This is a genomic window from Mesorhizobium sp. (assembly GCF_024509055.1).
Taxonomy (GTDB): Bacteria; Pseudomonadota; Alphaproteobacteria; order Rhizobiales; family Rhizobiaceae; genus Mesorhizobium.
Genome location: NZ_JANINM010000515.1, coordinates 1 through 10,386, shown reverse-complemented (window position 1 = coordinate 10,386; position 10,386 = coordinate 1). Strand labels below are relative to the sequence as shown.

At 64.7% G+C, this 10,386-nt stretch carries 11 protein-coding genes; 9 read left to right on the top strand and 2 right to left on the bottom strand.

All coding sequences use genetic code 11. The features are described 5' to 3' along the window. A partial coding sequence (locus Q0L57_RS30375) for a GTPase (protein ID WP_296746780.1) occupies nucleotides 1–569 on the top strand: 569 nt, incomplete at its 5' end. Nucleotides 570–571: 2 nt separating this feature from the next. Next, on the top strand, nucleotides 572–1,693 hold the full coding sequence (gene proB / locus Q0L57_RS30370; RefSeq protein WP_296746779.1) for a glutamate 5-kinase: 1,122 nt from the start codon (nucleotides 572–574) through the stop codon (nucleotides 1,691–1,693). Nucleotides 1,694–1,719: 26 nt separating this feature from the next. Here the strand turns inward: proB and Q0L57_RS30365 are convergent, their stop codons facing one another. Further along, nucleotides 1,720–2,205 carry a hypothetical protein gene (locus Q0L57_RS30365; protein WP_296746778.1) on the bottom strand — a complete coding sequence of 162 codons (486 nt, stop codon included), beginning with the start codon at nucleotides 2,203–2,205 and terminating at the stop codon, nucleotides 1,720–1,722. 77 nt (nucleotides 2,206–2,282) lie between these two features. On the opposite strand from Q0L57_RS30365, the gene Q0L57_RS30360 reads away from it, so the two are divergent. From Q0L57_RS30360 to Q0L57_RS30350, 3 genes are all read left to right on the top strand, one after another. After that, on the top strand, nucleotides 2,283–3,563 hold the full coding sequence (locus tag Q0L57_RS30360) for a glutamate-5-semialdehyde dehydrogenase (protein WP_296746777.1): 1,281 nt from the start codon (nucleotides 2,283–2,285) through the stop codon (nucleotides 3,561–3,563). A 204-nt stretch (nucleotides 3,564–3,767) separates the two neighbouring features. Beyond that, complete coding sequence (locus tag Q0L57_RS30355; RefSeq protein ID WP_296746782.1) at nucleotides 3,768–4,400, top strand: nicotinate-nucleotide adenylyltransferase; 633 nt, start codon at nucleotides 3,768–3,770, stop codon at nucleotides 4,398–4,400. Between the two features lie 78 nt (nucleotides 4,401–4,478). Then, complete coding sequence (locus Q0L57_RS30350; protein ID WP_296746776.1) at nucleotides 4,479–5,771, top strand: MFS transporter; 1,293 nt, start codon at nucleotides 4,479–4,481, stop codon at nucleotides 5,769–5,771. Nucleotides 5,772–5,780: 9 nt separating this feature from the next. Here Q0L57_RS30350 and Q0L57_RS30345 read toward each other — a convergent pair whose 3' ends face one another. Then, a complete protein-coding gene (locus tag Q0L57_RS30345; RefSeq protein ID WP_296746781.1) occupies nucleotides 5,781–6,632 on the bottom strand; it encodes a mechanosensitive ion channel domain-containing protein in 852 nt (283 codons plus the stop codon). A gap of 243 nt (nucleotides 6,633–6,875) precedes the next feature. On the opposite strand from Q0L57_RS30345, the gene rsfS reads away from it, so the two are divergent. The 4 genes from rsfS to Q0L57_RS30325 form a co-directional block, all read left to right on the top strand. Further along, complete coding sequence (gene rsfS, locus Q0L57_RS30340) at nucleotides 6,876–7,253, top strand: ribosome silencing factor (RefSeq protein WP_125002963.1); 378 nt, start codon at nucleotides 6,876–6,878, stop codon at nucleotides 7,251–7,253. Nucleotides 7,254–7,314: 61 nt separating this feature from the next. Next, nucleotides 7,315–7,797, top strand: coding sequence for a 23S rRNA (pseudouridine(1915)-N(3))-methyltransferase RlmH (gene rlmH / locus Q0L57_RS30335; protein ID WP_296746775.1), 483 nt, complete (start codon nucleotides 7,315–7,317; stop codon nucleotides 7,795–7,797). 138 nt (nucleotides 7,798–7,935) lie between these two features. Beyond that, entirely contained in the window at nucleotides 7,936–9,270 is a 1,335-nt protein-coding gene (locus tag Q0L57_RS30330) for a murein hydrolase activator EnvC (protein WP_296746774.1), read from the top strand. Nucleotide 9,271: 1 nt separating this feature from the next. Continuing rightward, the coding region (locus tag Q0L57_RS30325) for a S41 family peptidase (protein WP_296746773.1) at nucleotides 9,272–10,386 on the top strand (1,115 nt) is incomplete at its 3' end.

Sequence of the window (10,386 nt, the reverse complement as noted above, 5' to 3'; positions counted from 1 at the left end):
GGTTGAAGCTGATCGCAGATGCCGGCCTGGTCGGCCTGCCGAACGCCGGCAAGTCGACCTTCCTCGCGGCGGTCACCGCGGCCAAGCCGAAGATCGCCGACTATCCGTTCACGACGCTGCATCCCGGACTTGGCGTCGCGCGCATCGACGGCCGCGAATTCGTGCTCGCCGACATCCCCGGGCTGATCGAGGGCGCGCATGAGGGCGTCGGCATCGGCGACCGCTTCCTCGGCCATGTCGAGCGCACGCGCGTGCTGCTCCACCTCGTCTCGGCGCAGGAGGAAAGCCCCGGCAAGGCCTACAAGGTCGTGCGCGGCGAGCTCGAGGCCTATGGTCACGGTCTCGCTGAAAAGGCGGAGATCGTCGCACTTTCCCAGGTCGATATCCTCGATCCGGAAGCCCGCAAGAAGAAGGCGGCTTCGCTGAAACGCGCCGCCGGCCGTGCGCCGGTGCTGCTGTCGGCCGTCACCGGCGAAGGCGTCGAAGCGGTCCTGCGCGCTTTGATGGCCGTCGTTGCTGAGGCGCGTGACGCCGTTCCGGCTCCCGTCGAGACACGCTGGCAGCAATGAAAATGACATCGCTGAAGTCATACCGGCGCATCACCGTGAAGATCGGTTCGGCGCTGCTTGTCGACAGGGCGGCGGGCCTGAAGCGCGATTGGCTTACCTCCTTGGCCGACGACATCGCGGTGCTGGCCAATGCCGGCGCTGAGGTGCTGGTGGTTTCTTCCGGCGCCATCGCGCTCGGCCGTACCATCCTTGGCCTCGGCAAGCGCGCGTTGAAGCTCGAGGAAAGCCAGGCCGCCGCCGCCGTCGGCCAGATCGCGCTCGCCGGCGCCTGGTCGGACGCGCTCGGCAAGGACGGTCTGAAATCAGGTCAGATTCTTTTGACGCTCGGCGACACCGAGGAGCGGCGCCGCTACCTCAACGCCCGCGCGACGATCTCCACGTTGCTCAAGATGAAGGCGGTGCCGGTCATCAACGAGAACGACACCGTGGCGACCTCCGAAATCCGCTATGGCGACAATGACCGGCTGGCCGCGCGCGTCGCCACCATGATGGGCGCCGACCTGCTGGTGTTGCTTTCCGACATCGACGGACTGTACACGGCGCCGCCGGCCAAGGACCCTGGAGCAAAATTCATCCCGGTGGTCGACCGCATCACGCCCGACATCGAGGCGATGGCCGGTGCCGCCGCGTCCGAGCTTTCGCGCGGCGGCATGCGCACGAAGCTGGACGCTGGCAAGATCGCCAACGCCGCCGGCACCGCGATGATCATCACCTCCGGCACCAGGCTCTCGCCGCTGATGGCGATCGAGCGCGGCGAGCGCGCGACGTTCTTCAAGCCGAGCGCCAGCCCGGTGAAAGGCTACAAGACCTGGATCGCCGGGCAATTGGAACCCGCTGGCCGGCTCACCGTCGACGCAGGCGCCATCGGCGCGCTGAAATCGGGCAAGTCGCTGCTGCCTGCCGGAGTCAAGCTGGTCAGCGGCAACTTCTCGCGAGGCGACACGGTGGCGATCCTGTCGCCCGAGGGCCGCGAGATCGCGCGCGGGCTGGTTGCGTACGATGCCGCCGATGCCGTAAGGATCGCGGGTTTGAAGACGGCCGAGATCGAAAACGTGCTCGGCTACGAGGCGCGTTCGGCGATGATCCATCGTGACGACCTTGTGGTGGGCGGCGCGGCTGACTGATATGCGGTGCCACCTGTGGCGGTGCTTCAGTTCTCCGGCTCAGCCGGCCATTTAGGCGGGTTGCGATATCGATCCTGGAGGTCCTTATGTGTCTTCAGGAGCTCGCTGCAGCCTCCCATTTCAGCTTCGATCGCAGCTTTGGCGCGCCGATCAACCTCGGCTTGCGGAAGCTCGCTCCCGTCTTCGGAGAGGGTTTCGCGAACGAGTTCGTCGGTCGTCGTTACATTTGATCCGCCTTCCTCCATTGCCTTCTTGAATTTCGCCTCGAGCCGCTCGCGCGGACCGCATCCATGCGCTTCCTCGACAACGACGAAGACCTGAGAAAGTGGCATCGGCGGTGCGCCGCAGTAGCGCTCCGCAAGTCCGGCGAACAACATGGAACTCATCATGGCCATGGCCTTGCCATCGGGGCTCTCGCCAGGTTCGATCTTGTCGTCGCAGTAGTCGGCGGCGCGTAAGGCAGTTGGCGCCAGCATTGTGCCCAGAGCAACGACGATTGCGGCGCTGTTCATTCTGTCCCCCAAATATGCAGCCATTGCCGCGAGGGCCGGCCGCGTGTAAATCCACCAAGCTTACCCGGATCGGTCAGATGTTGAACAACCACCAACGTGACGATGTAGCCAGTTTGATGGCTAGAATAGGCCGCAACGCCCGCGTAGCTGCCCGACGGTTGGCCGTTGCGAGAACCGCTGCCAAGAACGAAGCCCTGACCGCCATGGCCGACGCCATCCTGCGCAACGAGCAGGCTATCCTCGGCGCCAATGCCATCGACATCTCCAATGGCGAGGAGGCCGGGTTGTCGGGGTCGTTCATGGACCGGCTAAAGCTTAATCCCTCGCGCATCCGCGCCATGGCCGAGGGTATCCGCGAGATCGCCGCGCTCAAGGATCCGGTCGGCGAAGTCATCGCCGAATGGGACAGGCCGAACGGCCTGCACATCGAACGCGTGCGCACGCCGCTCGGCGTTATCGGCGTCATCTATGAAAGCCGCCCGAATGTCACCGCCGATGCCGGCGCGCTCTGCCTGAAGGCAGGCAACCCGGTCATCCTGCGCGGCGGCTCGGACTCGATCAATTCATCGGCCGCGATCCACGCCTGCATGGTCGAAGGATTGACCGCGGCTGGTCTGCCGCAAGACGCCATCCAGCTGGTGCCGACCACCGACCGTGCTGCCGTCGGCGAGATGCTCAAGGGGCTTGGCGGCAACCTCGACGTCATCATCCCGCGCGGTGGCAAAAGCCTTGTCGGGCGGGTGCAGACCGAGGCGCGCGTGCCGGTCTTCGCGCATCTGGAAGGCATCTGCCATCTCTATGTCGACCGTTCGGCGCAGCTCGACATGGCGGTGAAGATCGCCGTCAATGCCAAGATGCGGCGCACCGGCGTGTGCGGCGCGGCCGAGACACTGCTGGTCGACCGCGCTGCGGCTTCCACCCATCTGGTGCCGATCCTGGAGGCGCTGCGCGCGGCGAGCTGTGAGATCCACGCCGACGCCGACGTGATCCAGGCTTTCTCCGATGCCAGCCCGGCGACCGACGCCGACTGGGTGACCGAATATCTCGACGCCATCATCGCCGTGAAGCTGGTCGATGGCGTCGCCGGCGCGATCGAGCATATCGAGACCTTCTCCTCGCATCACACCGAGGCGATCGTCGCCGAGGATGCGCAAGCGGTCGAAAAATTCTTCAACGAGATCGATTCGGCAATTCTCTTGCACAACGCCTCGACGCAGTTCGCTGACGGCGGCGAGTTCGGCATGGGCGCCGAGATCGGCATCGCCACCGGCAAGATGCACGCGCGCGGACCGGTCGGCGTCGAGCAACTGACCTCGTTCAAGTATCGCGTGCGCGGGTCGGGGCAGGTGCGGCCTTGATGCCGTTTGCCTTAAGGGGCTGAAGCTTGCGCCCAGGCACCCCCCTCTGGCCTGCCGGCCATCTCCCCCTCAAGGGGGGAGATCAGCTGGCTTTCCCGGTTTCGCTAATCGCCAACGCTGCAAGATTTGCGGTAGCGAATGAGCTGCCAATCTCCCCCCTTGAGGGGGAGATGTCCGGCAGGACAGAGGGGGGTGCCTAGCGCTATGCTCTCCCAGCCCGAGCAGCCCGTCCCTGCGCACTACCTCCGCATGCCCCATGCCGGAAAGGGCCTCGCCGTCGGGCTGTTCGGCGGTTCTTTCAACCCGCCGCATGCCGGCCATGCGCTGGTCGCCGAGATCGCACTCAGAAGGCTGGCGCTTGACCAGTTGTGGTGGATAGTGACGCCCGGCAACCCGCTCAAAAGCGTGCGGGAGCTGGCGCCACTTGCCGAGCGCATCGCGCAGTCAGAGAAGATCGCCAAGAATCCGAAGATCAAGGTCACAGCCTTCGAGGCGGCGCATCATGTGCGTTACACCGCCGATACGCTCGCTCTAGTCAAGGCGCGCAATCCGGGGGTCGAGTTCGTCTGGATCATGGGCGCGGACTCGTTGCGCGACTTCCACCGCTGGCAGCGCTGGCGCGAGATCGTGCTGACCTTCCCGATCGCGGTCATCGATCGTCCCGGCGCTACCCTTTCCTTCCTGTCGTCGGTCGTCGCCAAGACATTCGACTACGCCCGCATCGACGAGGGCGACGCGCCGCTGCTTGCCCGCATGCGCGCGCCGGCCTGGACTTTCATCCACGGCCCGCGCTCGTCGCTCTCCTCCACCGCCATCCGCAAGGCGGCGAAGGAATAGGATCCATCAAGGGGTGCGGCATCGGGGATGTCGCTTTTACGGCGGCCTTTTGCCGTCCGGTAAGCGAAGTTGCCAAGCATGCTGGAAAAGAACCGTAACACTATCGATCTGGGCCGCGCCGAACAGCCAGCGCCATTGATCGCCATCGCCAGCATCATCATCTCGATGGCGCTGATCGCGATCGGCAACGGGCTGATGTTCGCCTACATCCCGGTGCGCCTCGGCGCCGACGGTTTCGATCCGACCTGGGCCGGGCTGATCGTCACCGGCCTTTCGGCCGGCGGGCTTGCCGGCTGCATCCTGACTGGACCCATGGTGCGCCGCGTCGGACACGCGCGCGCCTTCATGGTGCTTTCGGCGCTGATCGCGCTCTCCAATGCCGCCATCGGCGCCGGGCCGATCCCGCTGCTCTGGATCGCCGCGCGGGCGCTCTACGGCTTTGCCATTTGCGGCCTGTTCATCGTTGCGCAAAGCTGGCTGAACGACGCCTTGCCGAATTCCATACGCGGCCGGGTCATGGCCGTGTTCTATGTCGCCTATATCGCCGGACTGGGCGTAGGGTACGCGACGCTAGCCGCGATCGATATCCACACGGCCGCCGCGTCGCTGATCGGCATCACCTTCACGGCCCTGTCGATCCTGCCGGTGGGGATGACAAGGCTTGCCCAGCCGCCCGCGCCGCAGGCGGCCTCGGTCGCGCTCCGACAGGCCTGGCGGATCTCGCCGGTCGGCGTCGCCGGAATGCTGGCCGTCGGCGGCCTGTCGATGATCGTTTCCGGCTTCGCGCCGATCCATGCCACCGCCAAGGGCTACAGCCAGGCGGATGTGGCGTTGCTTCTGTCGGCGATGCCTGTCGGCACGCTGATCCTGCAGATACCGCTCGGCTGGATTTCGGACCGCACCGACCGACGCTATGTGCTGGCGGGGGCAGCGGCGTTGGCAGTCGTCGCCAGCACGCTTGCCATCATCTTCGACGGTGGCGCGCTGATGGCCCTGGTGGTGATCTACCTGATCTGGGACGGAGCGTCGGAATCGATCTATGCGCTGTCCAGCGCGCATGCCGCCGACCGGGCCAGCAAGGACCAGCTGCTTGCCCTGTCGAGCTCGATGCTGTTTGCCTGGTCGCTGGCCGGCTTCGTGGTGCCGGGCATCGTCACGGCGCTTTCGGCGGTCTTCGGAACCGCGACCTTCATCTACGTCGGCATCGTCATCGCTTCGGCGTTTTGCCTCTTCGTGCTCTGGCGCGTGATGGCGGCGCGGCCGACGCCGGCCACCACGAGCGGCAATTTCGCGCCGATGTCGGCGCAGACGCCGCTGCCGGTGGAACTCGCCTTCGGGCCGGATGATCCTGCAAACCCGGCGAAAGACTGAAAAACCACGTTATTGCTTGCGGGCCTCCGGCTGCGGCAGCTCGGGCGCCGGCAGCGGGATCGAGATGCCTTCGCTGTCGAAGGCCTGCTTGGCGCGCTTGGTCATGTCGATCTGGGTGGAAAAATAGTCCGCCGCCGAGGTCCAGTAGCGCAAGGTCAGCGAAACGGTGGTGTCGCCGAGGCTTGCAACGAAAGCGATCGGCGCGGGCTCGCGCCTGATGCGCTTCTCGGAACCGGATATGGCAAGCAGCGTCTTCTGCGCCCTGTCGATGTCGTTCCACGAACCGATGCTCAAAGTAACGTCGGTGCGGCGCACGCCGTTGCGGGTGAAGTTGCGCACCGGCTGGTTCCACAGCGTCGAATTGGGCGCAAGCACATAGACGCCATCGACAGTGCGAAGCTTGGTGGCGAACAGGCCGATCTCTTCTATCGTGCCGGCGATTGACCCGACCTCGACATATTCGCCGATGCGAAACGGCCGCAGCGCAAGCAGCATGATGCCGGCGGCGATATTCTGCAGGGTACCCTGGAGCGCCAGGCCTATGGCCAGGCCGACAGCGCCTATCGCCGCGATGATGGAAGCCGTCTGCACGCCGAACTGGCCGAGCACCATGATGACGACGAGGATCAGGATGGCGTAGCGCACGATCTTCGAGAAGAAGTGGCGCAGCGTCTCGTCGAAGCCGTGGATGTGGCCGAGGCCTGCATAGATGGAACGCTCGGCGAGGCCGGCGACGAGATAGCCGACGATGAGCAGGATCACGGCGCCGATGGCCGAGAAGGAATAGGACACGATCAGCGTGGAGAGCTGCGCGAGCCCGGCCTGGATTGTGATGAGAGCGCTTTGCGGGTCAGTCGGCATGGCGGGGTTCCCGTTGATCGGCGAGCCGATAACCCATGCAGACAAGCATCAGTTCCCATATTTTTTGGCTCGCGGCGAGGTCTCCGGGCCGAATATCGGCGACGTGCGGCCGGGCCTTCGTCTTGAAACTGCAATGGAACTCTGCCTATCTAAGTGGTGTCACCTGATTTGGCGGGTGATTTGGTTGTTCTTGTTGGGAAAGGAAACACACTGAGAACAGCACTGCGGAAGAAGGCCGAGATCGTGCCTTCGCCGGCCGGGATCAGCGGAAGCGATGCTGCCTCCCTTGCCATCGACACAGTCCTTGCCAGTCTGGAAGACTCCAAGGCCGAAAACATCGTCTCAATCGACATCCAGGGAAAATCGAGCCTCGGCGACTATATGGTCATCGCCTCGGGTCGGTCGCACCGTCATGTCTCGGCTGTCGCCGATCACCTCCTCAAGGCGCTCAAGGATGCCGGGCTCGGCACGGCGCGCGTCGAGGGGCTGGCCAGCGCCGACTGGGTCCTGATCGATTCCGGCGATATCATCGTCCACGTCTTCCGCCCCGAAGTCCGCGAATTCTACAATCTCGAAAAGATGTGGCAGGCGCCGGACCTCGAGGAAGAGACCTTGCACTGAGCATTGATCCGCTTGTCGTGAAGCCCTCACGGCATGCATCGAAACGCTCGCCGGGGCGAGGATGAAGATCACCGTTCATGCCGTGGGCCGGATGAAGACCGGCCCCGAGAGAGAACTCGCCGACCGCTATTTCGACCGCTTCGCCAAGAGCGGGCCCGCGGTCGGGCTGGAGTTCGCCGGCCTCACGGAAATCCCCGAAAGCCGCGGCCAGAGCGCCGACGAGCGCCGCCGTGAGGAGAGCCAGAAGCTCCAAACACAGCTGCAACAAGGCACCGTGCTGATCCTGCTCGACGAGCGCGGCAAGTCGCTGTCCTCGGAGGATCTGGCGACCCGCATCGGCCAGCTGCGCGACGGCGGCCGCAAGGCGCTGGTCATCGCTATCGGCGGCGCCGACGGCCACGACAAGTCATTGCGCGAGCAGGCCGATCTGGTGCTATCGTTCGGGGCGCTCACCTGGCCGCATCAACTGGTTCGCGTCATGCTGGGCGAGCAGCTCTACCGCATCGCCACGATCCTTTCCGGTCATCCCTACCATCGTTCCTGACCGTTCCGGTCGACAGGGTTGGGGACAGCGGTATTCTCGCCCGGATTTCCGCCTCAATGGCGCGACATCCAGAACATTGCCGCCCTTCCAACATGGTTGATGGTTCGTTAACGAAGCGGCGGATAAAGTCGTGGCCTGATGTCTGAAGGCTGGAATTCGAGAAAGCGCGCCTGGCGCAGCCGCTGCGGTTTGACCCTGTTCGCCGCGCTGGTCGCGCTCGGGCAGGCCCGCGCCGCGGGAAACACGCCGGACTCGGCGCCGGATCCCGACCAGAGCCGGGCCGAGTATGAACAGGTCTCCAAGGAAATAACGCTGTCGTCCGAGCGGCTTGCCAAGCTCGCGGCCGACGTCGCGACGGTCAAGAAGGACCACGCCTCGATCAGCGCTGCGCTGATCCAGTCGGCGATGACCGAGCAGAAGCTCGGGCAGGACATCGAGGACATCGGCGCCAAGCTGGAGGGACTCAAGACCGAGGAGAAGAAGCTGCACGACTCGCTCGTCGCTCGCCGCGACGTGCTCGCCGAAGTGCTAGGCGCCTTGCAGCGCATGGGCCTCAATCCGCCGCCCGCCATCCTGGTCAAGCCGGAGGACGCGTTGTCATCGGTGCGCAGCGCCATCCTTCTGGGCGCCGTCGTGCCCGAACTGCGCCAGGAGACAGACAAGTTGCTCTCCGACCTCAGGGAGCAGACCCGCGTGACGGCTTCGATCGAGGCCGAGCGAGCCCGGCTGACGGCCGCCGTCACCGATCAGACGGCGGAAAAGAAGCGCCTCACCATGCTTCTGGAGGCCAAGAAGAAGCTGCAGGCCGACACCGAGGCGGAACTTGCCTCTGAACAGGAGCACTCCCAGCAGCTGGCGGCAAAGGCGAGCAGCCTGAAGGACCTCATCGCCTCGCTCGAGGCCGACAAGGCGCGCAAGGCGGCCGGTCAGGTCCAGGCCGGCGAGCAGAAATCCGCGGATGGCGACAAGACGGCCTCCACGACGGAATTCGCTTCGCTGCCCGTTCCGGAAGGCAACCGATTGACCAACTCCGCCCCATTTTCGGCGCTCCAGGGGCAGATCGCGCTACCGGTGATCGGCAAGATCAAGCTGCGCTTCGGGGCCGACGACGGCAATGGCGCAATGATGCAGGGTGACATGGTTGCGACACAATCGGCAGCCATCGTCACCGCGCCGGCGGATGGAAATGTGCTTTATGCGGGGCCGTTTCGCTCCTATGGTCAACTCTTGATCCTCAATGCGGGCGACGGGTATCATGTCGTCTTGGCAGGGATGAGCAGAATCAGCGTCGTGACCGGCCAGTCGGTGCTCGCAGGAGAACCGGTCGGCGCGATGGGAGAGGCCCGGGTGGCATCCACTTCGGCTTCGCAGAATGGAAATGCCACGCCGGAACTTTATGTCGAGTTCCGCAAGGATGGAAAACCCGTCGATCCGAATCCCTGGTGGGCGGACCGATTTTCTGGAAGGACGTGAAATGATGCGGAAACTGTCGCTTCTGTTTGCCGGCGCGCTGATGGGCGCATCGGCAATGAGCCTGGTCTACGGCGCACCCGGCTCGGCGGCGAACGCTGCGGGTTCGGAAACCTACAAGCAGCTTGCAATCTTCGGCGACATCTTCGAGCGCGTGCGCGCGAACTACGTGACGCCGCCGGACGACAAGTCGCTGGTCGAAAATGCCATCAACGGGATGCTCGCCTCGCTCGACCCGCATTCCTCCTACATGAACGCCGAGCAGGCGCAGGACATGCGCGTGCAGACCAAGGGCGAGTTCGGCGGCCTCGGCATCGAGGTCACGATGGAGAACGACCTGGTCAAGGTGATCACGCCGATCGACGATACGCCGGCCGCCAAGGCGGGCGTGCTGGCCGGCGACTACATCGCCAAGATCGACGGCGAGGAAGTGCGCGGCCTGACCCTCAACGACGCGGTCGAGAAGATGCGCGGCCCGGTCAACACGCCGATCAAGCTCACCATCCTGCGCCAGGGCGCCGACAAGCCGATCGAGCTGACGGTGGTGCGCGACATCATCAAGGTCAAGGCGGTGAAGTTCCGCGTCGAGAACGACATCGGGTACATGAAGATCACCTCCTTCACGGAAAAGACCTATGACGATCTCGAGAACGCCATCGAGACCATCAAGAAGCAGGTCCCGAACGACAAGCTGAAGGGCTATGTGCTCGACCTGCGTCTCAATCCGGGCGGCCTGCTCGACCAGGCGGTGAGCGTTTCGGACGCGTTCCTGAAGCGTGGCGAGATCGTCTCGACGCGCGGTCGCGATCCGAAGGACGTCACCCGTTTCGACGCCAAGCCCAAGCAGGTCGACGACATCAACGGCAAGCCGATGATCGTGCTCGTCAACGGCGGCTCGGCGAGCGCTTCCGAAATCGTCGCCGGCGCGCTGCAGGATCTGCGCCGTGTGACGGTGGTCGGCACGCAGTCCTTCGGCAAGGGTTCGGTGCAGACGATCATTCCGCTCGGCGAGAATGGCGCGCTCCGACTCACCACGGCGCTCTATTACACGCCGTCCGGCAAGTCGATCCAGGGCAAGGGCATCACGCCCGACATCAAGGTCGACCAGCCGCTGCCGCC